Genomic DNA, 24,495 nt, shown 5'->3' with positions numbered 1-24,495 from the left:
ACCCTCAAGCCGGAGCCGACCGATGCCCGAGACGACCCCCAGCCTGGCGCTGCCGCTGATCGCGGCGGGTCAGGCGCAGAAGCATGTCACGCACAACGAAGCGCTGATGGGCCTCGACGCGCTGGTCCAGCTCGCCTGCCGCGACAAGGACCTCGGCGCGCCGCCGCCCACCCCCGCCGAGGGCGATCGCTACCTGGTGCTGAGCCCCAGTCCGACCGGGGCCTGGGCCGGTCTGTCCGGACAGATCGCCCGCTTCCAGGATGGGCGCTGGAGCGGCCTCGCGCCCAAGCCCGGCTGGCTCGCCTGGATGCTCGACGAGGACGAACTCTACGCCTTCACGGCAACCGGATGGATCGGACTCCGCTCCGCTCCGAAGCTGCTCCAGAACCTGACGCGCCTCGGCATCGGCACCACGGCCGACGCCGCCAATCCGTTCGCCGCCAAGCTGAACACCGCCCTCTGGACCGCCCTGACGACGGCGGAGGGCGGCACCGGGGACCTGCGCTACACCCTGAACAAGCAGGCCGCCGGCAACATCCTGTCCCTGCTGTTCCAGAGCGCCTTCACGGGGCGTGCCGAGATCGGACTGTCCGGCAACGACGATTTCGCGATCAAGGTCGCGCCCGACACGGGCGGGTTTCGCGAGGCGCTGCGGATCGACCGGGCGTCGGGCCGGGTCGATCTCAAAGGGCCGATGCCGAGCCCGCTCCTCGGCGCGCCCGCCCTGCGCCTGACCCAGGACCTCGCCACGGACGGCAGCCTGCTGGGGGGCGGCCTGACCATGCAGGCCACCAGCGGCGGCACTCCCTGGCCCCTGGCGGGCCTTGCCGGCACGATGGGCACGGCCGGCGCGGCGAGCGGGTATCCGGGCGGCCTCGCGATCTTCGTGAAGCCGGCGGACGGCGCGCGCCCCGGCACCCTGCGCGAGGTGGCGCGCTTCGGCCCGGACGGCAATCTCGGCCTCGGCACCAGCGCCACCCTGACGACCAAGCTCGGGGTAGCGGGCATCATCGCCCACACGGCCGACAACACCTGGAGCCTCGGCACCCCGGCCCTGCGCGCCGCGGTGCTGTATGCCGGCACGGGCGCGATCAACACCTCGGATGCCCGCGAGAAGACGCCCGTCGTTCCCCTGGCCGAGGCCGAGATCGCGGCGGCGCGCGCGCTCGCCCGGGAGATCGGCACCTTCCGGTTCCTTGAAGCGCTGGCGCGCAAGGGCGCCGGGGCACGCCGACATGTCGGCCTGACCGTGCAGCGGGCGACGGCGATCCTCGAAGCCCATGGCCTCGACCCATTCGCCTACGGCTTCCTGTGTCGCGACGCGTGGCCGGCCGTGCCGCCCCGGCCGGCGATCCCCGCCTCCCCCGCCGAGGTCGATGCGGCGGGCGCCGAGATCGTCGCGGCCGTTCCGGCGGAGGACGCGGTGGCGGGCCGCGCCGCCGGGGAGCGCTACGGCTTCCGCACGGACGAGCTGCTGCTGTTCCTGGCCCGGGGCCTCGAAGCGCGGCTCACCGCCCTGGAAGCCGCCCCGAAAGGGGCCTGACCGAAGGGGGCCTAACCGCAAGGGGCCTCGCCATCCCCCTCGCGCCCCTCAGCGCAGGTAGCCCGCCGCCCGCAGATCGGCCTCGACGGCGGCGCACAGATCGGTGAGCGGATTGTCGTTCTCAGCCGGGGGCGGGTCCAGGGGCCGCATGGACGGGAAGGTCCGGTTGAGCGCCGGCGCTGCCCCGCCGCCGGACCAGTCCTGCCCCCCTGATTTCTGCCTCAAAGCAGCCGAGATGAGCTTTCGCAACACATCCCCCTCCTGATCCCGCGTCGGAATCAGTTGTCGCGTAGAGATTCCGGCAAATCAACCGGAACTTCTGCGCTCATCACTTCAGTGCTCTCTCACTTTCATCATCCGGAGACGCGGCATGACCCTCAGTGCCATCGGCGAAGCCGTGCTCATCGCCCGCGAAGGCCGGCGCTTAAGCGCCTATCGCGACAGCGTCGGCGTCTGGACCATCGGGATCGGGCACACTTCGGCGGCGGGTCCGCCCCTGGTGACGCCGGGCCTTCGCCTGACCGAAGCGGCCTGCGACGCGCTCTTCCGCCGCGACGTCGCCCGCTACATCCAGGCCGTCGCCACGGCGGTCGGCGACGATCTGCCGGACCACGCCTTCGACGCCCTGGTCTCGCTCTGCTTCAACATCGGGCCGACGGCCTTCGCACGCTCCACCGTGGTCCGACGCCTGAAGGTCGGCGACCGCGACGGCGCGGGTAAGGCGTTCCTGCTCTGGAACCGTCCGGCGGAGCTGATCCCGCGACGCGGCGCCGAGGTCGACCAGTTCCGCACGCCCTATGCCGAGGCCCTGCCCCGGGCGCGACGGGGCGATGCGGCGGCGATTCCCATGCCCAACGCCGCCACCCCGCCGCTGCCGACCGCGCGCCGGACCGTGCCGCGCCTGCCGTTGTCGCCCCGAGCGCCTGCCCAGGCGCCAACGAAACCTCAGGCGCCAGTCCAGCCCGAGGCTCGCGTGACGCCCGAGACTTCTGTGGCGCCCAAGACTTCTGTGGCGTCCAAGACTTCTGTGACGCCCAAGACTTCTGTGACGCTCAGGATTCCGGTGAAACCGGGCGCCCTGGCGACGCTGTGGTCGGCGGTGCGTCGCCGCCTGCGCGGCGAGGCCTGACGTCCGGCCCTCGCGCCCATCCGCCTCGCCCCGCCCATCCACCGCGTCCTGCCCCGCCCCCGCGTCCCGCCCTGCCCCCGATGGAGTTTCCGATGATCCGTTCTCGCATCCGCCGCGCCGGCTTCCTCGCCGCCACCGGCCTCTTTCTCGTCGCGACCACGCGTCCGGGTACGGCGGCGGAGATGGCCTCCGTCGCGCTGCCCTGGGGCGACGCCGTCGCGTCCGCGATCCAGGGCCTCGGGAGCGTGCTGGTGCCGCTCGCCGTGACCGCCGCGATGGCGGCCGTGGCCCGGCTGACCGGCCCGCTGCGCCTCCTGATTACCGCCAGCCTGGTGGAACGCCTCGTCCGCAACGTCGCCGATTACGCGGTCAACGCGGTGGCGGGCGCGACCCGCGGGCAGACACTGACGGTTCCGGTCGGATCGCTGGTGATCGCGCGCGCGGTCCAGCGCGGCCTCGACGCCGCGCCGGGCTGGCTCATCCGGGCGGCCGGCGGCGGCGCGGGCCTCGGCGAGAAGGTGTTCCGCAGCCTGCCGCTGACCGAGGAGGCGACGGTCGCCAACACCCTGGTGCCGGCCCTGCGCGCAGCCGAGGTGGAAAGCCGGCGTCGGACGCCCTGACCCTGCGGAACCCGGACGCGGCAAGCCGAATGACGCGCGAGGCCGGGCGCGCGAGAGGCCGGGCGCGGAAGCCTGACGACGGCAGGACCGGGCAGGTGCAGAACCGGGCAGACGGAGGACCGGGCAGACGGAGGACCGGATTTGGAAAAGATCGCCTTCGAAGCCGCCCGGCTCCTGGTCTCGCAGGAGGGCGCCGGCTGGATCGTCGCCGTCCTCCTCGGGCTCGCCTGCATCCACCTCCACCGTCAATCCCTGCGCGTGCAGGAGGCGCGCCTCGGCGACATCGGTGCGACCGCGACCGCCCTGGAACGGGCCTCGCAGACCAACGCCGCCGTGGCGGCCGCCCTCGAAAGCCGAACCCACGTGCTCGAAGACCTGTCGCGGCTGGCGACCGAGACCGCACGCGACATCGAGCGCAACGACGCCCGCGCCCGGGAGAAGCTGGACGACATCCTGCGCCGTCTCGCCGAGACCCGGCCCCGATCCTGAGGACGTTCCATGGACCGCATCGCCCATCTCCTGCACGGACGCCGGGACCGCCGCCGGGCGGCAACCCTGCGCCTGTGCGCTGCCCGAATTCGCTTCGACCGCTCGGCGGCGGCCGTGCGCCGCGCCGCGCGCGACCATATCGACGGTCACGCCGTGGCCGGAACGCGCCTGCGCATGGCCCTCGCCCGCCTTTCGGCCCTGGCGGGGACGGCCTGAGCACCGGGTCGGACCGCACGGGAACCGAATGGCCGAGGTTATGCTTGGGGTTGTGCCGAGCAGGGTCGGCGGTTGAGCCGGACCAGGCTTGCCGGGTCGCCCTCGGCCCGACCCCGGCGCGCGCTGGCATTCAGGGCGCATTCAGTGCCTCCCCCTAGACTGTTCCCACATGCGCATCCTCCTCGCCCTGTTGCTGATCGGACTGACCGTCGCGGGCTTCGCGACAGGTTCGATCGACACGTTCGCGGAGGAGACCACGACCGGCACCAGCTCGGTCGCGGCCCCCTTGGTCGCGATCCCCCGCAGCGAGACTTGCCTCAGTCCGGCGGATCTGCGCGAAGCGGTGGCCGACAAGCGGGTGATCGCCCCGGTGGCGGCCATCCGCGCCGCCCGACAGGTGATTCCCCGGGCGGAGATTCAGCGCGCGCGCCTGTGCCGGCAGGACGAGACCCTCGTCTACCTGCTCACGGCCCTGCGCCGGGACGGACAGTTCGTTCACGTCATCGTGGATGCGACCACGGGGCAGGTCAGCGGTCCGTGACGCCGTTTCGCCGCCGGCCGGAGACGGCTAACGTGCGCTGCGCGCCGACCCGCGGGTTCGGGCCATCATCGTAGGAGTTCGATACCGTGCGGTTGCTCGTCGTGGAGGATGACCGGGACATCAACCGGCAGGTGGTCAACGCCCTGGAGGAGGCCGGCTACGTCGCCGACAAGGCCTTCGACGGCGAGGAAGGCGGCTATCTCGGTGAGAGCGAGCCCTACGACGCCATCATTCTCGACATGGGCCTGCCCAAGACCGACGGCGTCAGCGTGCTGCAGAAGTGGCGCCGGGCTGGGATCAAGACCCCCGTCATCATCCTGACCGCCCGCGACCGCTGGTCCGACAAGGTCGACGGCTTCGATGCGGGGGCCGACGACTACGTGACCAAGCCGTTCCACATGGAGGAGCTGATGGCCCGCGTGCGCGCCCTGCTGCGGCGCGCGGCCGGCCATGCCACCAGCCAGATCGCCTGCGGGCCGGTGGTGCTCGACACCCGCTCGGGCCGGGTCTTCGTGGACGGCAACCCGGTCAAGCTGACGAGCCACGAGTACCGCCTGCTCTCCTACCTGATGCACCATACCGGCCGGGTGGTCTCGCGCGCCGAGCTGACCGAGCATCTCTACGACCAGGATTTCGACCGGGATTCCAACACCATCGAGGTCTTCGTCGGCCGCCTGCGCAAGAAGCTCGCGGTCGACCTGATCCAGACCGTCCGGGGCCTCGGCTATCTCGTCGACCCGAACCAGCCGGTGGCGCGGGGGTGATGTCAGGGGCGCGGGCTCATCGCGAGGCGCCTGCCCTTGATCCGCGTCTGCATGGGCGCAAGCACGAGGGCGACGATGCAGCTTCCGTCCGCGGGCTTTCGTGCGATCACCAGGACGGCGGGTCGATCCGTCTGCGCCACCGTTTGACCGTCGCGGTCCTCGTTCGACCAGAGGAAGGCGTAGCGGATCACGGTTCCGACGATCGGCGGCTCACCCGGGATCATCGTCCGCGGCCCGCGCTAATCCGGGTCCGTCAGTCCCCCTGGAACCTTGGCGCTCAAGATCGCGTCGGCGATGTCGTCCGGGATGTCGTCGACCGTGGATGAGCTTGAACAGGTTCATGCCGCGCTCGCACGCAAACAATTATCGCGAACTACCCGTAGATTACGGAAAACCCGCAACAGGCGAGGTGAGACATCCGGCTCGGCGCAGGCTATGATTTGACCGTCGGCGATCTGAAATCGGTTCAGGTCGCCAGCGGTCACGCCACCATCATCAACCGCGACGATTTCCCTTCCAATCTGTGGCTCAGACCTGCAGCCGTGGCGTAGACTTGGTCGACATGATCCCCTCCCCGTCCTGGCTGCCCATGCGCCGCCGCTCGATCGCGGTGCGCCTCGCCACCTCGGCGCTGCTGGCGAGTTCGGCGATCCTGCTGATCGCCGCCTGGATCCTGACCACCCTGTACCGCGAGAACACCGAGCGGGCCTTCGACAGCCGCCTGCTGGTCTATGCCAACAACCTCGCCACCGATCTCGTCTCGCCCAACGACCCGGAGAGCCGGTCCTTCACCTTGAGCGATCCGCGCTTCGACCTGCCCCTGTCGGGCTGGTACTGGCAGATCGGGCGGCCCGACGCGAAGCCGCGCGACCTGCGCACCTCGCGCTCCCTGGTGGGCGTGCCCCTGAAGGCCGCCGCCACCTCCGACAGCAAGGCGGGCATCGGCCAGATCCGCCAGGGCTACGGCCGGGCCCAGGACGAGCGCCGCCTGCGCATCATCGAGCGCGACGTCGATATTGGGGAGGACGGCCGCTACACCGTGCGGGTGGCCGGCCCCGCCGACGAGATCGAGAACGACGTCGACCGCTTCCGCTTCTCGCTGATGGTCACCTTCGGGCTGCTCGGCCTGTCACTGGCGCTCACCACCCTGCTGCAGATCCGCTTCGGCCTCGCGCCGCTGGCCAAGCTGCGCACGGCGCTGGGTGCCATCCGGCGGGGAGAATCGGACCGCATCACCGGCGAGTACCCGCGCGACATCGCCCCCCTGGCGGGCGAGGTGAACCTGCTGATCGAGACCAACCGGGAGATCCTGGAGCGGGCGCGGACGCAGGTCGGCAACCTCGCACACGCCCTCAAGACCCCGCTCTCGATCATCGTCAACGAGGTCGGCGCCGCCGATGCGCCCGGTGACCTCGCGGCCAAGATCCGCGAACAGGCGGCGGTGATGCGCGACCAGGTCAACTACCATCTCGACCGCGCCCGGGCGGCGGCCCTGGCCGGCACCCTCGGCACCTCGACGGAGGTGGAGCCGGCGCTGGCCGGTCTGGTCCGCACCTTCGGCAAGATCTACCGCGACAAGGATATCGCCTACGAGGTCCATGTGCCGCCCGGCCTGCGCTTCCGGGGCGAACGCCAGGATTTCGAGGAGATGATCGGCAATCTCGTCGACAACGCCTCGAAATGGGCGCACGGCCGCGTCGCGATCCGGGCCGAGGCGGTCGGCAAGGACGATTATCCCCACCTTCTGGTGGCGATCGAGGACGATGGCCCCGGCCTCGCCCCGGACGATCGGGCCGCGGTCCTCGGGCGCGGCCGGCGCCTCGACGAGTCGAAGCCCGGCTCGGGCCTCGGCCTCTCGATCGTAGCCGATCTCGCGGCCCTCTACCGCGGCCGCTTCCGCCTGGAGGAGGCCGCGCTCGGCGGATTGCGGGCGGTGATCGAGGTGCCGGGGGACGCGCCGGCGGGCATCGTCCCACACTGACCCGCCGGACTGGGGCGGCCGGACTGGGGCGGATTGATCCGCCCGGCATATCCGCTAGGGTTGCGCGCTCCCCCGAAGGGCTGCGCGTGACACCGTGTCGCCCGACGCCTGCATCGTGCTGGCGGGAACCCGCGTCTACATGCAAGCGGGGCAGCGTTCGGGGCGTGATGACGGCACTTTGGTTCATACTGGCGGTCATGACGGGTGCCGCGGTGTTCGCCCTGCTCTGGCCGATGTCGCGCCGGGCCAATCCCGCCGCCCCGCCCGAGGCCGGCGGTCTCGCCACCGAGACCGGGTTCTACGAGGATCAGCTCCGCGAGATCGAGCGTGACCAGGCCCGGGGCCTGATCGCCGCACCCGAGGCGGAGGCCGCCCGCACCGAGGCGGCCCGTCGCCTGCTGCGCGCCAACCGCGCCGGCGTTCCGGCGGCGCAGGACATCGCCGAGCCGGCCCTGCGCCAGCGCCGGGCGGCCTCGGCCTTCGCCCTCTCGACCATCCCGCTCGTCGCCCTTATCGCGTACGGCCTCTACGGCTCGCCGCACATGCCGGCCCAGGGCCAGGCCGAGCGCTCGGCCGCCCAGACCGGCGACCAGGATCTCCTCAAGGCGATCGGCCAGATCGAAGCCCGGCTCGCGGCCGATCCGACCGACGGGCGCGGCTGGTCGGTGCTCGCCCCCGTCTACATGCGGATGGGCCGGTTCGACGACGCCGCCCATGCCTACGAGGCGGCCGCCCGCCTCCTCGGTGAGACGCCGCAGCGCCTGTCCGATTGGGGCGAGGCCCTGGTGGCGGGCAGCAACGGCGCCGTCACACCCCAGGCCAAGGCGATCTTCCAGCGCGCGGTCGACCTCGATGCTCAGGCGGCCAAGCCGCGCTTCTACCTGGCGCGCGGCGCCGAACTCGACGGCGACATCCCGGAAGCGATCCGGCGCCTGCAGGCCATGGCCGAGGCCGCCCCCGCGGATGCGCCCTGGTTGCCCCTCGTGCGCGAAAACCTCGCCCGACTGAAGGGCGAAGCGGCCCCGGCCTCCCCTGACTCCGATCGCGCCGCCGCACTCCAGGCGCTGCCGCCGGCGAGCCGGGACGGCGCCATCCGGGCCATGGTCGACAGCCTCGACAAGCGCCTCGCCGACCGGGGCGGCACGCTCGAGGACTGGCTGCGGCTGGTGCGCTCCTACGGGGTGCTCAAGGAGACCGACAAGGCGGCCGCCGCCCTCGAGCGGGCGCGCAAGGCCCTGGCCGACGAGCCGGAGGCCAAGAATCGCCTGGACGAGATGGCGCGCGAGATCGCCCTCGGGGCGAATGCCGCGCCGGTCGCGCCGGCGGCCAACCCGGACGAGGCGGGGCGCGCCGGGACCGAGGCCGCCGTGGCGGCCGTCAAGGCAATGCCGGCGGCCGAGCGCGATGCCGCGATCCGTGGCATGGTGGCGGGCCTCGACCGCCGCCTGGCCTCCAAGGGCGGCAGCATCGACGATTGGCTGCGCCTCGTGCGCTCCTACAGCGCCCTCGGCGAGCGCGACAAGGCGGCTCAGACCCTCGACCGGGCCCGCATGGCGCTCAGCCCCGATCCCGGAGCGATCGAGCGCCTCGATGAATTGTCGCGCGAACTTCAGCTTCGCCCTCAGGCACCCCGGCCGGCGCCCAAACCCTGACATCGCAACCCGCCGACACCTCAACCCACGGACGTCCCGATACGGGCTCGGGGCTGCGCCGGAGCCGCGCTGCCCCTGACAATCGGTCCCGGCCCCGGCCCTTGACCGCGCCAGCCACTCGGCCGACACCGTGAGCCACCCGATTTTATCCTGGATCACGTCCACCGGACTGCAACGCCGGCGGGGCACACCCTTCCCGCCGCACCGCCCCGAGCCACCGAACCGGACCCCTTTCCGTGACACGCAAGAGCCGCCGCCTGATCCTGATCGCCGCCTGCGGTGCCGTGCTGGCCCTGGCGCTCGGCCTGATCCTGTCAGCCATGAGCGGATCGATCGTGTTCTTCCGCTCGCCCACCGAGGTGGCCTCCCAGGCGGTCACGCCGGGAACGCGCTTCCGCTTGGGCGGCCTCGTCAAGGACGGCTCCCTTCAGCGCGGGCCGGACCAGACCGTGGATTTCTCGGTGACGGACACCAACGCCACCGTGCAGGTGCAGTATCGCGGCCTGCTGCCGGATCTGTTCCGCGAGGGCCAGGGCGTGGTGGCCGAGGGCACGCTGCAGCCCGGCGGTATCTTCCGCGCCGATACGGTGCTGGCCAAGCACGACGAATCCTACATGCCGCGCGAGGTCGCCGATGCGCTGAAGGCGCAGGGCCGTTGGCAGGAGGGCAAGGGCATGGTCGACAAGGGCGTGGTCGACAAGGGCGTGGTCGACAAGGGCGTGGTCGACAAGGGCGTGGTCGACAAGGGCGTGGTCGACAAGGGTATGGTCGACAAGCCCAGCCCGGCCGCCGAGGCCAAGCCCTCCGTGGGGGACAAGACCCTCGGTCAGCGCAGCGAGCGATGATGCGCCGCCGCGTCCAACATCTCGCCTCGCGACCCTTCGCTTTTCGACCCTTCGCATCTCGACCCTTAGCCTCTCGACCCTTCGCCCCTCGGTCACTCTTTCCCGGAAGGACACCCCAGCCTTGCTGATCGAGGTCGGCCATTTCGCGCTGGCGCTGGCGCTGGCCCTGTCCCTGGTTCAGGCGGTGATGCCGGTCTGGGCCGCGCGTTCCGGCGATCAGGCCCTGCGGGCGGTGGCCACGCCGGCGGCGCTGGGCGCCTTCGCCTGCATCCTGTTCAGCTTCGGCGCGCTGACCTACGCCCATGCCACGTCGGATTTCTCGGTCCAGAACGTGATCGAGAACTCGCACACCACGAAGCCCTTCCTCTACAAGATCTCCGGCGTCTGGGGGAACCATGAGGGCTCGATGCTGCTCTGGGTCCTGATCCTGGCCCTGTTCGGAGCCCTGGTGGCGGTGGCGCGCGATTCGGTGCCCCCGACCCTGCGGGCCAACACCCTCGCGGTGCAGGGCCTGATCACCTTCGTGTTCGTGCTCTTCATCATCACGACCTCGAACCCGTTCACCCGGGTGAGCCCGGCCCCGGCCGAGGGCAACGACCTCAACCCGTTGCTGCAGGATTTCGGCCTCGCGGTGCATCCGCCGCTGCTCTACGTCGGCTATGTCGGCTTCTCGATCACCTTCGCGTTCGCCATCGCGGCGCTGATCGAGGGCCGCATCGACGCCGTCTGGGCGCGGGCCGTGCGGCCCTGGACGCTGACCGCCTGGAGTTTCCTGACGCTCGGGATCGCGATGGGCTCGTACTGGGCCTATTACGAGCTCGGCTGGGGCGGCTGGTGGTTCTGGGACCCGGTCGAGAACGCCTCGCTGATGCCCTGGCTCGCCGGCACCGCCCTGCTGCACTCCACCGTCGTCATGGAGAAGCGCGACGCCCTGAAGGTCTGGACGGTGCTGCTCGCCATCCTGACCTTCTCGCTCTCGCTGCTCGGCACCTTCATCGTGCGCTCGGGCGTGCTGACTTCGGTCCACACCTTCGCCACCGACCCGACCCGCGGCGTGTTCATCCTCGCCATCCTGATCCTGTTCATCGGCGGCTCGTTCACGCTCTTCGCCTGGCGGGCCCCGATGCTGCGCCAGGGCGGCATTTTCGCGCCGATCTCCCGCGAGGGCGCGCTGGTGATGAACAACCTATTCCTGGCCGCCGCCTGCGCGACGGTGTTCGTCGGAACGCTCTACCCGCTGTTGCTGGAGATGCTGACCGGCGAGAAGATCTCGGTGGGACCACCCTTCTTCAACTACACCTTCATTCCCCTGGCGATCCCCCTGCTGCTCATCGTGCCCTTCGGCCAGACCCTGGCGTGGAAGCGTGGCGACGTGCACGCGGCGACGCAGCGCCTGTTCGCGGCCCTGGCCGTCGCCCTGGTGATCGGACTCGCCGTCCTGGCCCTGACCTGGGGCGGACCGATGATGGCCCCGGTCGGCATCGGCCTCGGCGCCTACCTCGTGGTCGGCTCCGCCATGGAGATCGTCTCGCGGGCCCGCGGCTACGGCGCCAATCGCACCCGGGGCGCCGCCGCGATCTGGCGCCGCGCCGCCGGCCTGCCGCGCTCAGCCTGGGGCACGGCCCTGGCCCATGCGGGCGTCGGCGTGGTAGTCCTCGGCATCGCCGCCCAAGGCTGGGCGACGGAAGGCCTGAAGACCCTGAAGCCCGGCGAATCCCTGGCGTCCGGCCCCTACGTGGCCACCCTCGACCGGGTCGGCCCGCGCGCCGGCGAGAACTACGCCGAGACCGCCGCCTTCCTCACCATCCGCAATACCGGCGGCGACTTCATCGGGACGGTGGAGACCGGCAAACGGTTCTATCCGAGCCGCAAGATGACGGTGACCGAATCCGGCCTGCTGACCATCGGGGCGAGCCAGGTCTATGCCAGCCTCGGCGAGGTGCTGCCCGAGGGCGCCATCGGCCTGCGGCTGTACTACAAGCCCCTCGTGCTGCTGATCTGGCTCGGGGCGGTGGTGATGGCGCTCGGCGGCGCGGTGTCGCTGACCGACCGGCGCATGCGGGTCGGCGCCCCGGCGCGGGCGAAGGCCAAGGCGCTGCCCCCCGGCATGGCGCCCGCCGAATGAGCCGCGCGCCCGCCAGACGCGCGGCCGTCGCGCTCGCCCTCTTGCTCGCAGCCACGGGCGGCGCCCGCGCGGTTCAGCCGGACGAGGTTCTCAAGGACCCTGTGATGGAGGCGCGGGCACGGGACATCTCGTCGGGCCTGCGCTGCCTCGTATGCCAGAATCAGTCCATCGACGATTCCGATGCGCCCCTGGCGCGGGATCTGCGCCTCATCGTGCGCGAGCGCCTGAAGGCGGGAGACGACGACGCGCAGGTGCAGTCCTACGTGGTCGGGCGCTACGGCGAATACGTGCTCCTGCGCCCGGTCTTTGCCCTGCACACCCTGCTGCTCTGGCTCACCCCGATCGCGGTGGTGGTCCTCGGACTGTTCGGTCTCTGGCGCCTGTCGCGCCGCCGGGTGGAGTCGGCGCCCGAAGGCCTCAGCGCCGCTGAGCAGGCCGAGATCGCCGCGCTGACCCGGCGGGACTGATCGGAGGCTGCCCCCACGGCCTCCCGGCCCGGCGCCTCGCTTTCGCCCCACTGACCCCGGAGACATCGGATAGCGCGGAGCCACGCGGTCAGCGCCTGTTAACGATGTCTTCACCTTAAGTCGCGAGCGTCCCGTGCCATGCCGATCGCGTCGCCGTTCCGCCTCCTGACCCTCTGCGGGCTGACGCTCGCGGCGTCCGGCCTCGCCACGCCGAGCCTTGCCCATCCGCACGTCTGGGTGACGACCAAGGCCGAAATCGCCTATGGCGAAGGCGGGCGGGTGACGGGCATCCGGCACGCCTGGAGCTTCGACGCCTCCTACTCGGCCTTCGTCACGCAAGGGCTCGACGCCAACAAGGACGGCAAGCTCACGCCTGACGAACTCGCCGGCCTCGCCGCCGAGAACACCGCCAATCTCGCCGAATTCGCCTACTTCACCAAGATGAAGGTCGGCGGCAAGGAACAGGCCTTCGCCGATCCAACCGAGCCCCGCATGGTCATGGAGGACGACAAGCTCACGCTGAGCTTCCTGCTGCCCCTCAAGACGCCCGTGGCGCAGGGGCGCGGCGTCACCGCCCTGGAGGTCTACGATCCGACCTTCTTCGTCTCGTTCGCCCTGGCGGAGGGCAGCGATGCGGCCCGCCTCGCCGGAGCGCCAGCCGGGTGCGCCGCCACGGTGACGCGCCCGAAGACCGATCCGGGAGCGGACGGCAGATCTGCGGACGGCAAAACGGCGGATGCCAAGCCGGGGATGTCGGAAGCCTTCTTCGAGGCCCTGACCTCGGCCTCCAATTACGGGCTCCAATTCGCCAACCGGGTCATCGTCGCGTGTCCGTAGGCACCGCCCTCGAGACCGGATCGCCCCGGTCCGCCCGGCGTCTCGGCCGACAGGCGCTCCTCGCCCTCGGGGCGGTGGTGGCGGCGACACTCATCGTCACCGGCCTCGTCTGGCTGGTGAGCCCCGAGATGCGGGCGCCGGCGCCGCGCTCCCCCTTCGGGATCGGCTTTCGCGAGGCCGCCCCTGCCGCCACCGGCCTCGGCGGCTGGATCCTCGCCCTGCAATCGAGCTTTTCGCGCAGCCTTCAGGCCTCGGTCCAGGCGCTGAAGCAGGACGGCCCCTGGGGGCCGATGATGCTGCTGGGCTTCAGCTACGGCGTCTTCCACGCCGCTGGCCCGGGCCACGGCAAGGCGGTGATCGCCGGCTACATCGTCGCCGGCGAGCGAGCCCTGACGCGCGGCTTCACCCTGAGCTTCGCCGCTGCCCTGCTGCAGGCGCTCGTGGCCATCGCCCTCGTGGGGATCGGCACGCTGGTGCTCGGCGCCACCGCCGCGGGCATGACCCGCGCCGGCACGGTGATCGAGACCGTCAGTTTCGCACTGGTGGCCCTCCTCGGCCTCAGCGTCACCTGGCGCAAGGCCGGACGGCTCGCCGGCCTCGGGAACGCCGCCTGCGCGCCCGATTGCGGGCACGTCCACCTCACCGACGCGACCGCCCTCGCACGCCTCCACACCTGGCGCGAGCGGGCCGGGGTGGTGCTGGCAGCCGGCACGCGTCCGTGTGCCGGGGCCGTCCTGATCCTGGTCTTCTCCGCCTCGCAGGGCCTGCTCGCGGCCGGCATCGCCGCGACCTTCGCGATGGCGCTCGGCACCGCCCTCACCACGGGCGCGCTCGCCAGCCTCGCGGTCTTCGCCAAGGCCTTCGCCCTTCGGCTCGCGGGCGGACGCGGCCAGGCTGGCGCCCGCGCGGTCGGGACGCTCGAACTCCTGGCGGGCGCCTTCGTGCTGGTGCTCGGCCTCGCCATGCTGGCCGGGCTCGCGGCCAATCTCGGCGGCTGAAGGCGGGGGGCGCTCGTCAACCTCTCTCGTGAAGCTCTCTCGCCAAGCCCTGTGCGGCGTGCCAGTCTCCCGATGACCGGCGGGAGATCCTGAGGCATGGCGGCGGGCTTCGAACAGATTCTGAATTGGCGGCTCCTGGCCGGCTCCCATGATTTTCCCGGCCCGGACGGCGGCACCTGCATCAACGAAGCCGCCATCGTGGCGGCGGGCCTGCCCTACCGGGCGATCCGCGCCTCGACCGATTGCCCGCCCTGCTTCTCGCAACCCCTCGCCGCCTATGCCCTCGGGCTGAACGACGCCATGCCGGATGGTGAGCGCCCCCGGCTGATGGCCTTCGTGCTCCGCCTTGCCGGCTCCACCGCCGAACCTGAGACCGAGGCGCGGCGCGTCGCCTTCCTGGCCGAGGCCAGCGTTCGGCGGATCCTGCCTCCCCTCCTCGACACTGCTGGTCTCCCGGCCCTCGCCGCCCGCTGCGACGGCGCGTGTGACCCCGAGGGTGCGCGCGCGGCAGCCCGCGATGCGGCCTGGGAGGGTGGAGCGCTAGCCGATGCCGCGTCGCGACGGGGCGCCTGGACCCAGGGCGCCCGCGCGTCGGCAGTGGCCCGCGCAGCCTCGGCGGCCGTGAAGGCGTTCTGCGATGCGCGCTGTGCCGCCGAGGTTGCGGAAGGGGCCGCTCCCTTCGTCGACGGCACCTGGGCGGTGGCCGCCCAGATCCTCGATGAGGCCCTGGCGCTCGGGCGCGGCGCCCCGGCGATCGATGCGGGGCTGGCGCGGGACCGTTTCGATGCCGCGCGAGCACGGGCTGGCCTGCGCGGTCCGGGCTCGAGTCAGACGAGGACCGGCTCGGCGGTGGGGTCGAACGTGACGGTCTGACAATTGTCGAGCCAGACCCCGGTCAGGTGGTAGAAGAAGGTGCCGTGCCCGACCACCGCGATGCTGCGCTCCGGCCGGGCAGCCAACCAGTCGCGAAAACCGAGGACGCGGGCATCGAACAGGGTGCGGGGCTCGATGTGCACGCCGCTCGCATCCGGCTCGCCCTCGGCGTGCCACCAGATTTCCGGCAGGTGATCGACCGCCACATCGGGGAACTCGGTGGCCAGGATCGAAGCGGCGCGGCCGACGTCGCAACTGCTTTCCTGGCATTCGCGGTGCAGCACCTCCACGAGGATGCGCGGCCGGCTCGGATGGTCGCCGAAGATACCCTGGGTGGTCTGAATCGCCCGGGTCAGCGGCGACGTGACCACGAGGTCGAAGGGGATGTCGTGCAGGGCTGTCCGGGCCGCCTGGACCTGGCCCAGGCCGCGCTCGGTCAGCCGGGCGTCCACATGTCCCGGGTCGCGCCCGGTCAGCCGATGGGCGGCGTTGAAGGTCGATTCGCCGTGGCGGACGCAGACGATGCGGGAGGGAGCCATACCAGTCCGGTGTCAGAGGGGAGACGGGAGAGGCGGCCGGAGCCGCCGGAGCGATCATTCGCCCAGCGATAACCCGGGCCGGTCCCCATCGTTGCGGCACCGCCGCTCACGACCGGAGGAGGACGGCACCGGGACGGCTGCCGCGAACGAAAAAGGCCCGGTTGCCCGGGCCTCGATCGTGGTCTTGCGGGATCCGCCCTCGTCCCGGTTCAGGTCTTGGTTCAGGCCTTGCGGGCCAAGGGGGTGCGGCGACGCAGACGCACGATGACCTCGACGCCGGCGATTTCCATGCCCTCGGGCGCATCCGGCAGCGAATCGACCGTGATCCCGCAATCGGGCATGTCCAGCACCTGCCCCTCGTCCTCAAGGAAGAAGTGGTGGTGCTCGCTCGGATTGGTGTCGAAATAGGCCTTCGAGCCGTCGAGCGCGAGCTGACGCAGCAGGCCCGCCTCGGTGAACTGGTGCAGGGTGTTGTAGACGGTGGCCAGCGACACCGGCACCTTGGCGCGCATCGCCTCGTCGTAGAGCATTTCCGCCGTGAGGTGACGATCGCCCCGTCCGAACAGCAGCCAACCCAGGGACAGGCGCTGACGGGTCGGGCGCAGACCCGCCCGGCGCAGACGATCGCGCAGATCCGACAACGGACATCCGCGACGGCCGGCAGCCGCATCGCCGGCGGAAACGGAAGTCCGCGCGTTCAGCACGGCCTGCAGGGGCAGAAGGTTCGACATCGGGCTGACAAACATCCCACGCGGAAAACAGAACAGAATGAGGGAATATCTATACGGAACCCGCCGTCCTACCGCAACCCGAGCCGCGCGCGGGGCTGCCAGACCGGCCCCTGGGTCCGGCCCATCGTCGGCCTCCCCGTTTCAAGTCCCCCGGCATTCCCGTGCAGTGTTCCTCGGTGGATCTTCCGATCCCAGGCATCGACTTCGGGAGAACTTCGGGAGCCGGGGCAGCTTTGAGGTGCACAGGCCCTGTGTTAACGAAGCGCCGATTTCGCGCCGCATCGCCGGCGGAACCGGCTCGCGCCGGGTCCGCATCGGGGTTGGCGACACGAGCCCCAGGGGCCCCCGCGCCCCGGACCCATCCTCGAGGACCGAACCGCTCATCATGTCTTCCGCTTCCGATCCGAACGCTCCGTCGGGCACCGCCCCGGCGACCGCCGCGCCCCAGCGGGCCTCGCACTATTCCTACGAGGAACTGCTCGCCTGCGGCCGTGGCGAGTTGTTCGGCGCCGGGAACGCGCAGCTGCCGCTGCCGCCGATGCTGATGTTCGACCGCATCGTCTCGATCGGGTCGGAGGGCGGCGCCCACGGAAAGGGCCACGTGCTCGCCGAGTTCGACATCCGGCCGGACCTCTGGTTCTTCGGCTGCCACTTCAAGAACGACCCGGTGATGCCGGGCTGCCTCGGCCTCGACGCGCTCTGGCAGCTCGTCGGTTTCCACCTTGGCTGGCTCGGTGCTCCGGGGCGCGGTCGCGCGCTCGGCGTCGGCGAGGTCAAATTCTCGGATCAGGTCCTGCCCACGGTGACCAAGGTCGTCTACGGCATCGACATCAAGCGGGTCCGCCTCGGCAAGCTGGTGCTGGGCATCGCCGATGGCTGGCTCGAGGCCGACGGCACCCGCATCTACGAGGCGAAGGACCTGCGCGTCGCGCTGTTCCAGGCTCAGGCCTAGATTCCAAGCCTAGGCCCAGCTCTGGACCCAGTTCTAGACCCAAGCCGCGGGCGGCAGAACCCGACGCGGTTGAGATCGGGACGCCCGAGTCCTACCTGAATCCACGCGAAGGTGCCGTCTCAAGAACAAGCACCGCGAAGAACAAGCCCCGGCGGCGGAGAGCATCGTGTCCATGCGGCGTGTCGTGATCACCGGGATGGGCATCGTCTCATCCATCGGCAACAACACCGAGGAAGTCCTCGCCTCCCTGCGCGAGGCCAAGTCCGGCATCGGGCGCTCGGCCTCCTACGCGGAGCACGGCTTCCGCAGCCAGGTCGAGGGGCGCCCGACCCTCGATCCGGAGGGCGTCGTCGATCGGCGTGCCATGCGCTTCCACGGCGGCGGTACCGCCTGGAACCACGTCGCCATGGACCAAGCGATCCGGAACGCCGGCCTCGAGGCGAGCGACGTTTCGAACGATCGCACCGGTATCATCATGGGCTCCGGCGGCCCCTCCACGAAGGTCATCGTCGAATCCGCCGCCATCGCGCTGGACAAGGGTCCGAAGCGCGTCGGCCCCTTCGCGGTGCCCAAGGCCATGTCCTCGACCGCCTCGGCGACACTGGCGACGTGGTTCAAGATCAAGGGTGTGAACTACTCGATCTCCTCGGCCTGCGCGACGTCGAACCACTGCATCGGCAATGCCGCCGAGGTCATCCAGGGCGGGCGCCAGGACATCATCTTCGCGGGCGGCTGCGAGGATCTCGACTGGACCCTCTCGGTGCTGTTCGACGCCATGGGCGCCATGTCGTCGAAGTACAACGACACCCCGGCCCGGGCCTCCCGCGCCTATGACGCCAATCGCGACGGCTTCGTCATCGCGGGCGGCGCCGGCGTGCTGGTGCTCGAGGAATACGAGCACGCCAAGGCGCGCGGCGCGACCATCTACGGCGAGATCGCCGGCTACGGCGCGACCTCGGACGGGTACGACATGGTCGCCCCCTCCGGCGAGGGCGCGGTGCGCTGCATGCGCCAGGCGATCGAGGGTCTGAAGGGCGCCAAGATCGACTACATCAACCCGCACGCCACCGCGACGCCGGTGGGCGACGCGAAGGAAATCGACGCCATCCGCGAGGTCTTCGGACGCGGGGACGCCTGTCCGCCGATCGCCGCCACCAAGTCGCTCACCGGCCACTCTCTCGGCGCGACCGGCGTGCAGGAGGCGATCTACGCGCTCCTGATGATGAACAACGACTTCATCTGCGAGAGTGCCCATATCGACGAGATCGACCCGGCCTTCGCCGACATGCCGATCCTGCGCCAGCGCCGGGACGGGGCCAAGCTCGGCCACGTCCTGTCGAACTCCTTCGGCTTCGGCGGCACCAACGCGACGCTGGTGCTCAAGCACGTCGACGCCTGACCCGCGTGATCCGGAGCGCAGGCGCAGTCGTGCGGCCGCAGCTTAACGGTTCGTTCACGGCTCCGGGGAACCCAAAAGAGTCTTCCGCCGTTCCTTGTTTCTGAAGGATTTCTGGAAGGCTCCGCCATGTTGTGGTTCGCCCTCGGGACGGTCGGCGGCATCGCTCTTGCCGGGACCACCGCCGTCTACATCAAGCAGGTCATGATCGACCGCGCCAACTGCGACACCAACGGCCACTTCTGAAGGCCGCGCCCTCGCGACGCGGCAACCGATCGTTCTCGACAGACCCCGACGCGACCTCACCGCGACGGGGTCTGTGCGTTTTCGGGCCTGCGCGGTCCGGCCCGGGATTGGACAGGGCCACGAGCGCCGCGCTAAGCCTCCCCCAACGGTGATGGGTCCTCAGGCGGCCCGCGTTCTGCGTCCGGGGGAAGTAGCATGACAGGTTTGATGGCGGGAAAGCGCGGCCTCATCATGGGGGTCGCCAACGATCATTCGATCGCCTGGGGCATCGCCAAGGTTCTGCACCGGCACGGCGCCGAACTGGCCTTCACCTATCAGGGCGACGCGCTGGGCCGCCGGGTGACGCCGCTGGCCGCCTCGGTCGGCTCGGACATCGTGCTGCCCTGCGACGTCGAGGACGTCGCCAGCGTCGATGCGCTGTTCACGGCCCTCGATGCGCGCTTTCCGGACGGGCTCGACTTCGTGGTCCACGCGATCGGATTCTCCGACAAGGGCCAGCTCAAGGGCCGCTACGTCGACGTCACCACCCGCGAGAACTTTTCCCGCACGATGACGATCTCGTGCTTCTCCTTCACGGAGATCGCGCAGCGCGCGGCCAAGCGGATGCCGCGGGGTGGATCGCTGCTCACCCTGACCTATGGCGGCTCCACCCGGATCATGCCGAACTACAACGTGATGGGCGTGGCCAAGGCGGCCCTCGAAGCGTCGGTACGCTATCTCGCGGGCGATCTCGGCCCCGACGGCATCCGGGTCAACGCCCTCTCGGCCGGACCGATGCGGACCCTGGCCGGCGCGGGCATCGCCGACGCGCGCCTGATGTTCAACCACCAGAAGGCCCATGCGCCCCTCCGCCGGACCGTGACCCAGGAAGAGGTCGGCGGCTCGGCCATGTACCTGCTCTCGGAGCTGTCGGGGGGCGTCACCGGCGAGATCCATTTCGTCGATTCCGGCTACAACATCATCTCGATGCCGCGTCCCGACGTGCTCCAGGCCCAGGACGAGGCCGGCGTGATCGGCGACGCGGTCTGACCCCTTCGCCGACACCATCGCCCACCTGTTCGCCGATTACCCGGCGAACAGGTCCGGCCTGCGGACCCGCAGGGCCAGCACCAGGGTCAGGGTCTTGAGGTCTGTCAGCTCACAGCGCTCCGCCATGCGGGCGAGGTCGGCCAAAGGCATCTCGACGACGCGGATGTTCTCGTGCTCGCCCTCTGCGCCACCTCCGCCGGCCACGCGGTCGGCCTCGGCATAGGCCGCCAGGAACAGGTGGATGCGCTCCGTCGAGATGCCGCCGCAGGAATAGGTGGCGCCGACGAAGTCCAGGTCACCGAGGCGAAGGCCCGCTTCTTCCAGCACCTCGCGCCGGGCGTTCTCCTCGGGCGTGCCGTCGTCGATCAGCCCGGCCGGTGCTTCGAGCTGGCTCTGCTCCCCGTTGGCGTAGAGGGCGGGAACGCGCAGCTCGCGCACCAGCGTCGCGACCCGGCGTTCGGGATCGTAGGGCAGCACACCGACGGAATTGCCGTGGTCCTCGATTTCCCGCTCGGCCTCGCTGCCGTCGGCGAGGCGAACCCGGGCCAGCGTGTAGCGGCTCCAACCGTCATGGAGGGTGCGCAGGCTGAGGATCTCGGCTTTCAACGGCGATGTTTCCTTAGCCAAAGGGACGATGGCGAAAAGGGGTAATGAGGAACCGGGTGATAGCGAAGGAGGCCGACGCGGCGTCCCGGACGACGGTTCGGCCGGCACTCACGGCCCTCCAGCCAGCGCGCCCTCGATCACCATGATGAGGGCGTCGAGATCGATCCGCCCGTCGACCGTGAGATACCCCGGCTCGCTGGCATCAAGCGTCAGCCCGGGCTCGCCGATCTCGGCCTGACGCTGCAGCTCGGCGATGATCGCCTCCGCGATGGTGCCCTGGATGTCCATGTCGATCTCCCGCGTGCGCGTTCTGTCGGGGCCATCCTGGGCCAACGCCGGGGCGGGACCGAGGTTCGGGTATTCCAGGCCCACGCTCATCGCCCGAGCAGCATCAGGACTGCGATCAGCAGGGCCAGCACGATCAGGCCCGCCACGAGCACCGCGCGCCCGACTCGGCCCTCCCTGACGGGCGGATCGGCCTCGGCCCGTCCCTCGCCGGAGGCTGACGGGGCCTCCTGCCGTGGCTTGGCGCCGGATACGCGCGGCGAGGAGGCGGGCACGGCCGGACTCGCGGGACCGGGGGCGGGCGCGAGCGGCACCGGCGCGATTCCACCCGGATGGGCGAGCCCTGGAACCAGATCCTCCAATTCTACCGCGATGCCGGCGGCATCGAGGTCCAGGACGACCTGCGCGATCGCCTCCGCGCTCATACTCTGGATCGGCAGGGCCGCCTGCAGGTCGGCCGGCGTGAGTTCGCCCCTCTCCCGCCCCAGGGCGATCAGGCGGTCGAGGTCGCGGCGTGCGAAAGCCGGGGCTCCGCTCAATGTCGGCCGCCCGTCATGGCGTTCCCCCGGCGGCCCCGGTCGGCTCCTCCCGGTGCGGGATGATCCGCATCTGCGGCCCGTATGCTGTCGCCGTCGGGCGTCTCGCCGGCCATCCGCCACTCCCTTCGCCAGACGCAGTTCGTGCGCCCCGCGCGACGCTGTGGATCGAGAAACCCGGCTGGCCGTGGCGCTGTTCCCCATATGCCGGAACCGGGTCCGGAGCCGGAGCCGGGTCCGGAGCAGCCCTCACGCCTGGCTCGGCCCCACGCTGTCGGCGGCATAGGCCTGCCGGACGCCCAGCGGCTTCGGGCGTCCCTCGGTGCTGTCGCACCCGGTCTGGCGCTCCATCTCCGAGTTGATCTCGGCCCCCACCAGCATGATCACGATCGACAGCCACATCCAGGTCATGAAGCCGATGCCGGCGCCGAGCGAGCCGTAGATGCGGTTGTAGCTGTCGAAACTCGCCACGTACCAGGAGAAGAGCCCGGAGGCCGAGACCCAGAGCAGCGCCGCCAGGGTGCCACCCCAGGTTACCCAGCGCCACTTCGCCCGGTTCCGGCTTGGGCCGTAGCGGTAGATCAGCGACAGGCTGAGGCTCACGATGACGAGGAGAACCGGCCAGCGCACGATCTGCAGGATCGTGTCGGTGGCGGTGACGACGCCGAGGCGTTCGAGGATCGCCGGGAGGAGCACGACCGCGCTGGTGGAGACGAGGAAGAACACCACGCTGGTGATCGTGAACAGGAAGGTGGTGGCGTAGAAGCGGACCAGGGTGCGCTTCTCGCGCTCCTTGTAGATCACGTTGAGGGCATCGAAGAGCGCGCTGACCCCGGAATTGGCGCTCCACAGGGCGATCAGCAGGCTGATGCCGGATGTGGTGCCGAGGGAGCCTGTGCCACGCTGGGCGATCCGTACGAGCTGATCCGACAGGAGCTGGAGTGCACCAGGGGGCAGGATATCCGCCAGGAGGCTGACATGCTGGCTGATGACGTTGGGGTCCGAGAACAGCCCGTAGATCGAGACCACGGCGACGAGGCCTGGGAAGACGGCGAGCAGGGCGAAGAACGCGACGCCCCCCGCCGTGGTCAGCACCCGGTCCTGCGGTATCGCCCAGACCACCCGCCACAGGATGTCCCGCCACCCGGCCCGGGGGATGTCGGCGGGATCGGTCGCGCGGCGCCCGCGGCCGGGCTCGTGCGCGCGCTGGCGCGCCTGCGCCAGTTCGTCCGGATTCAGCGCCCGGGTGCTGACCGAGCGCCAATCCTCACCCTCGTCCTCGTCTTGCACCATGCCGAGATCCCGCCGGACCGCTCGTCGCCGGAACGCTGCCGCGCGGCGTTCGCCCCGCGCCCTCACACTCTGCCTGAATGCGCATGATCCGTCGCCACCGAGGCGCGCACCCGCGTGGGACGATCCTGCCCGGCCATGCTGCAGATGGCGGCCTGCCGGGCCATCTCCATGCGGACATGCTCGCGGAATAGCCGCACCCGCGCGGGAAGCTCCCGCCCCGCGAGAGTGACGGCCCGCAGGGTTCCGCCCCGGCTCGCCCAGGCGGGCAGGACGCGCACGAGGTCGCCCCGGACCAGGGACTTGGCGGCGACGAGGCTGGGGATGTGGCCGATCCCGGCTCCCGCCAGGGTAAGGCGCAGCACCGTGGCGAAATCCGTCGCCCGTACGGCCGGGCGGAGGGTGACGCCCTGCTCCCGGCCATCGCCGTCGGAGACGAGGATCTGGGTGGCCCCGAGGCGCTCGCGGGCCAGTACCACATCGTGCGCCGACAACGCGGCGATCTCGACCGGGGCCGGGCGTTGCGCCAGATAGGCGGGTGCCGCGTAGAGACCGATGGTCAGGTCGGCGAGGATCGGGGCGGTGTAGCCGCTGTCGGGATGGTCGCCACCGCCGAGACGGAGCGCCAGGTCGACCCGGTTGGCCGCAAGGTCGAGGCGGCTGTCGGTGATGAGAAGTTCGAGGGTGATCTGCGGGTGGCGCGCCCGAAAGCTCGCCACGAGGTCCGGCAGCACTTCGACCCCGAAATCGATCGAGGCCGTCACCCGCAGGTGACCGCTGGGCTGCGTGCGGGCGCCCCGGGCCGTCTGCAGGGCCTCGTCGAGGAGAGCGAGGCTCTCCAACGCCCGGGCATGGAAGGCGAGCCCTTCGGCGGTAGGCGAGACCGCCCGGGGCGTGCGGGCCAGCAGGGTCACCTTCAGCACCGATTCGAGGCGGGCCACGCGCCGGCTGACGCTGCCCTTGGTCTCGCGCAGGACCACGCCGGCCTGGGTCATGCTGCCGAGGTCGACCACCGCGCAGAACGCACGCACGTCGTCGAGGTTTCCAGCGAAGGTTTCCAGATGCGCAACCATGTGTCCCCGATTAGCGCGCTATCGCACCGCGGGGAAGCGGCCTATCTGCGCTCCATCGAACGGCACCCCTCGGTGTCCCACGATCTCGGAGTCGCCACGTGATTCGTCTCTCCTCGTCGCTCATCGCCCTCACCCTCGCGCTCTCGGCACCCGCCCTGGCCCAGACCCCGCCGACCCGCGACCCGGCCCAGATCCAGGCCGGCACCTACGCGGTCGATCCCGGCCACACCCAGGTCGGCTGGACGGTCTCGCATATGGGCTTCTCGAACTACTCGGGCGGCTTCTCGGACGTGTCCGGCACCCTGGATCTGCAGCCGAAGAATCCCGGCGCCTCGAAGTTGTCGATCAAGATTCCGGTCGCCTCGGTGACGACGACCAGCGACAAGCTGACCGGCGAGTTGAAGGGCGACCAGTGGCTCGACGGGGCGAAGTTCCCCGAGATGACCTTCGTCTCCACGAAGGTGACGCCCGAGGGCAAGGACAAGGCCAAGGTCGCCGGCAACCTGACCCTGCACGGCGTGACGAAGCCCGTCACCCTCGACGTCAAGCTCATCGGCGCCGGCGTCAACCCGCTCAACAAGAAGGTCACGGTCGGCTTCGAGGCCACCGGCACGCTCAAGCGCTCGGAATTCGGCGTGAAGACCTACGTGCCGCTGATCGGCGACGACCTGCACCTGACCATCGCGGGCGCCTTCGAACGCCAGGACTAAGCCTCGGCCGTCCACCAGACCA

28 protein-coding genes are annotated in these 24,495 nt (G+C 70.7%); 19 read left to right on the top strand and 9 right to left on the bottom strand.

The annotated features are described in order from the left end of the window. Positions 1 to 22: 22 nt before the first annotated feature. Positions 23 to 1,543, top strand: a complete 1,521-nt coding sequence (locus ACV7NL_RS06075; protein ID WP_056483491.1) for a DUF2793 domain-containing protein — start codon at positions 23 to 25, stop codon at positions 1,541 to 1,543. Between the two features lie 48 nt (positions 1,544 to 1,591). Here ACV7NL_RS06075 and ACV7NL_RS06070 read toward each other — a convergent pair whose 3' ends face one another. After that, on the bottom strand, positions 1,592 to 1,792 hold the full coding sequence (locus ACV7NL_RS06070; RefSeq protein ID WP_463355195.1) for a hypothetical protein: 201 nt from the start codon (positions 1,790 to 1,792) through the stop codon (positions 1,592 to 1,594). A 121-nt stretch (positions 1,793 to 1,913) separates the two neighbouring features. Here ACV7NL_RS06070 and ACV7NL_RS06065 point away from each other — a divergent pair, with 121 nt between their 5' ends. From ACV7NL_RS06065 to ACV7NL_RS06040, 6 genes are all read left to right on the top strand, one after another. Beyond that, positions 1,914 to 2,672 (top strand): lysozyme, encoded by a 759-nt coding sequence (locus tag ACV7NL_RS06065; protein WP_463355194.1) that lies wholly within the window; start codon positions 1,914 to 1,916, stop codon positions 2,670 to 2,672. A gap of 92 nt (positions 2,673 to 2,764) precedes the next feature. Then, complete coding sequence (locus ACV7NL_RS06060) at positions 2,765 to 3,292, top strand: hypothetical protein (RefSeq protein ID WP_056178542.1); 528 nt, start codon at positions 2,765 to 2,767, stop codon at positions 3,290 to 3,292. Positions 3,293 to 3,433: 141 nt separating this feature from the next. Next, positions 3,434 to 3,781, top strand: coding sequence for a hypothetical protein (locus tag ACV7NL_RS06055; RefSeq protein ID WP_463355193.1), 348 nt, complete (start codon positions 3,434 to 3,436; stop codon positions 3,779 to 3,781). A 9-nt stretch (positions 3,782 to 3,790) separates the two neighbouring features. Continuing rightward, positions 3,791 to 3,997, top strand: a complete 207-nt coding sequence (locus ACV7NL_RS06050) for a hypothetical protein (RefSeq protein ID WP_463355192.1) — start codon at positions 3,791 to 3,793, stop codon at positions 3,995 to 3,997. A 169-nt stretch (positions 3,998 to 4,166) separates the two neighbouring features. Further along, positions 4,167 to 4,538 carry a PepSY domain-containing protein gene (locus tag ACV7NL_RS06045; RefSeq protein ID WP_056178533.1) on the top strand — a complete coding sequence of 124 codons (372 nt, stop codon included), beginning with the start codon at positions 4,167 to 4,169 and terminating at the stop codon, positions 4,536 to 4,538. A gap of 86 nt (positions 4,539 to 4,624) precedes the next feature. Beyond that, a complete protein-coding gene (locus ACV7NL_RS06040) occupies positions 4,625 to 5,302 on the top strand; it encodes a response regulator transcription factor (RefSeq protein WP_056178530.1) in 678 nt (225 codons plus the stop codon). A gap of 2 nt (positions 5,303 to 5,304) precedes the next feature. On the opposite strand, the gene ACV7NL_RS06035 is transcribed toward ACV7NL_RS06040, so the two are convergent. Next, a complete protein-coding gene (locus tag ACV7NL_RS06035; protein WP_056483477.1) occupies positions 5,305 to 5,526 on the bottom strand; it encodes a hypothetical protein in 222 nt (73 codons plus the stop codon). Positions 5,527 to 5,864: 338 nt separating this feature from the next. Here ACV7NL_RS06035 and ACV7NL_RS06030 point away from each other — a divergent pair, with 338 nt between their 5' ends. The 8 genes from ACV7NL_RS06030 to ACV7NL_RS05995 all read left to right on the top strand — a co-directional run bounded on the left by ACV7NL_RS06030 (position 5,865) and on the right by ACV7NL_RS05995 (position 15,080). Further along, positions 5,865 to 7,283, top strand: coding sequence for a sensor histidine kinase (locus ACV7NL_RS06030; RefSeq protein ID WP_056179889.1), 1,419 nt, complete (start codon positions 5,865 to 5,867; stop codon positions 7,281 to 7,283). Between the two features lie 167 nt (positions 7,284 to 7,450). Beyond that, a complete protein-coding gene (gene ccmI, locus ACV7NL_RS06025) occupies positions 7,451 to 8,935 on the top strand; it encodes a c-type cytochrome biogenesis protein CcmI (protein ID WP_056178524.1) in 1,485 nt (494 codons plus the stop codon). A 236-nt stretch (positions 8,936 to 9,171) separates the two neighbouring features. Further along, a complete protein-coding gene (gene ccmE, locus ACV7NL_RS06020; protein WP_463355191.1) occupies positions 9,172 to 9,780 on the top strand; it encodes a cytochrome c maturation protein CcmE in 609 nt (202 codons plus the stop codon). A 121-nt stretch (positions 9,781 to 9,901) separates the two neighbouring features. Further along, a complete protein-coding gene (locus tag ACV7NL_RS06015; RefSeq protein WP_056178517.1) occupies positions 9,902 to 11,905 on the top strand; it encodes a heme lyase CcmF/NrfE family subunit in 2,004 nt (667 codons plus the stop codon). Continuing rightward, positions 11,902 to 12,372 carry a cytochrome c-type biogenesis protein gene (locus tag ACV7NL_RS06010; RefSeq protein WP_463355190.1) on the top strand — a complete coding sequence of 157 codons (471 nt, stop codon included), beginning with the start codon at positions 11,902 to 11,904 and terminating at the stop codon, positions 12,370 to 12,372. The genes ACV7NL_RS06015 and ACV7NL_RS06010 overlap by 4 nt, the downstream gene beginning before the upstream one ends. A 138-nt stretch (positions 12,373 to 12,510) precedes the next feature. Then, a complete protein-coding gene (locus ACV7NL_RS06005; RefSeq protein WP_463355189.1) occupies positions 12,511 to 13,209 on the top strand; it encodes a DUF1007 family protein in 699 nt (232 codons plus the stop codon). Next, complete coding sequence (locus tag ACV7NL_RS06000) at positions 13,200 to 14,207, top strand: nickel/cobalt transporter (RefSeq protein ID WP_247636337.1); 1,008 nt, start codon at positions 13,200 to 13,202, stop codon at positions 14,205 to 14,207. The genes ACV7NL_RS06005 and ACV7NL_RS06000 overlap by 10 nt, the downstream gene beginning before the upstream one ends. A gap of 96 nt (positions 14,208 to 14,303) precedes the next feature. Further along, on the top strand, positions 14,304 to 15,080 hold the full coding sequence (locus tag ACV7NL_RS05995; protein WP_463355188.1) for a hypothetical protein: 777 nt from the start codon (positions 14,304 to 14,306) through the stop codon (positions 15,078 to 15,080). Here ACV7NL_RS05995 and ACV7NL_RS05990 read toward each other — a convergent pair. Next, positions 15,035 to 15,619 carry a histidine phosphatase family protein gene (locus ACV7NL_RS05990; RefSeq protein WP_056178504.1) on the bottom strand — a complete coding sequence of 195 codons (585 nt, stop codon included), beginning with the start codon at positions 15,617 to 15,619 and terminating at the stop codon, positions 15,035 to 15,037. The genes ACV7NL_RS05995 and ACV7NL_RS05990 overlap by 46 nt on opposite strands. 221 nt (positions 15,620 to 15,840) lie before the next feature. Further along, positions 15,841 to 16,350, bottom strand: coding sequence for a Fur family transcriptional regulator Irr (irr, locus tag ACV7NL_RS05985; protein ID WP_056178502.1), 510 nt, complete (start codon positions 16,348 to 16,350; stop codon positions 15,841 to 15,843). 385 nt (positions 16,351 to 16,735) lie between these two features. Between irr and fabA the strand changes: the two genes are divergently transcribed. The 3 genes from fabA to fabI all read left to right on the top strand — a co-directional run bounded on the left by fabA (position 16,736) and on the right by fabI (position 19,973). After that, positions 16,736 to 17,302: a 3-hydroxyacyl-[acyl-carrier-protein] dehydratase FabA gene (gene fabA, locus ACV7NL_RS05980; protein WP_056178498.1), complete on the top strand. Its 567-nt coding sequence runs from the start codon at positions 16,736 to 16,738 to the stop codon at positions 17,300 to 17,302. A gap of 172 nt (positions 17,303 to 17,474) precedes the next feature. Beyond that, the gene (gene fabB, locus ACV7NL_RS05975; protein WP_056483458.1) at positions 17,475 to 18,701 is read left to right on the top strand and encodes a beta-ketoacyl-ACP synthase I; all 1,227 of its coding nucleotides are present in this window, start codon (positions 17,475 to 17,477) and stop codon (positions 18,699 to 18,701) included. A 438-nt stretch (positions 18,702 to 19,139) separates the two neighbouring features. Then, complete coding sequence (gene fabI, locus ACV7NL_RS05970; RefSeq protein WP_463355187.1) at positions 19,140 to 19,973, top strand: enoyl-ACP reductase FabI; 834 nt, start codon at positions 19,140 to 19,142, stop codon at positions 19,971 to 19,973. Positions 19,974 to 20,009: 36 nt separating this feature from the next. Here the strand turns inward: fabI and ACV7NL_RS05965 are convergent, their stop codons facing one another. From ACV7NL_RS05965 to ACV7NL_RS05945, 5 genes are all read right to left on the bottom strand, one after another. Beyond that, positions 20,010 to 20,579 carry an NUDIX domain-containing protein gene (locus tag ACV7NL_RS05965; RefSeq protein WP_247636339.1) on the bottom strand — a complete coding sequence of 190 codons (570 nt, stop codon included), beginning with the start codon at positions 20,577 to 20,579 and terminating at the stop codon, positions 20,010 to 20,012. Positions 20,580 to 20,687: 108 nt separating this feature from the next. Next, positions 20,688 to 20,957 carry a hypothetical protein gene (locus ACV7NL_RS05960; protein ID WP_463355186.1) on the bottom strand — a complete coding sequence of 90 codons (270 nt, stop codon included), beginning with the start codon at positions 20,955 to 20,957 and terminating at the stop codon, positions 20,688 to 20,690. Beyond that, positions 20,954 to 21,403, bottom strand: coding sequence for an RNA polymerase sigma factor region1.1 domain-containing protein (locus ACV7NL_RS05955; protein WP_463355185.1), 450 nt, complete (start codon positions 21,401 to 21,403; stop codon positions 20,954 to 20,956). Before ACV7NL_RS05955 ends, ACV7NL_RS05960 begins: the two co-directional genes overlap by 4 nt. Positions 21,404 to 21,649: 246 nt before the next feature. Continuing rightward, positions 21,650 to 22,693 (bottom strand): YihY/virulence factor BrkB family protein, encoded by a 1,044-nt coding sequence (locus ACV7NL_RS05950; protein WP_463355184.1) that lies wholly within the window; start codon positions 22,691 to 22,693, stop codon positions 21,650 to 21,652. Between the two features lie 62 nt (positions 22,694 to 22,755). Then, positions 22,756 to 23,763, bottom strand: a complete 1,008-nt coding sequence (locus ACV7NL_RS05945) for a LysR family transcriptional regulator (protein ID WP_463355183.1) — start codon at positions 23,761 to 23,763, stop codon at positions 22,756 to 22,758. 101 nt (positions 23,764 to 23,864) lie between these two features. On the opposite strand from ACV7NL_RS05945, the gene ACV7NL_RS05940 reads away from it, so the two are divergent. Beyond that, positions 23,865 to 24,473, top strand: coding sequence for a YceI family protein (locus tag ACV7NL_RS05940; RefSeq protein WP_056179883.1), 609 nt, complete (start codon positions 23,865 to 23,867; stop codon positions 24,471 to 24,473). Positions 24,474 to 24,495 lie beyond the last annotated feature (22 nt).

It is taken from the genome of Methylobacterium sp. Ger2507 (assembly GCF_055231875.1).
This window is presented reverse-complemented; position numbering and strand designations above follow the sequence as displayed.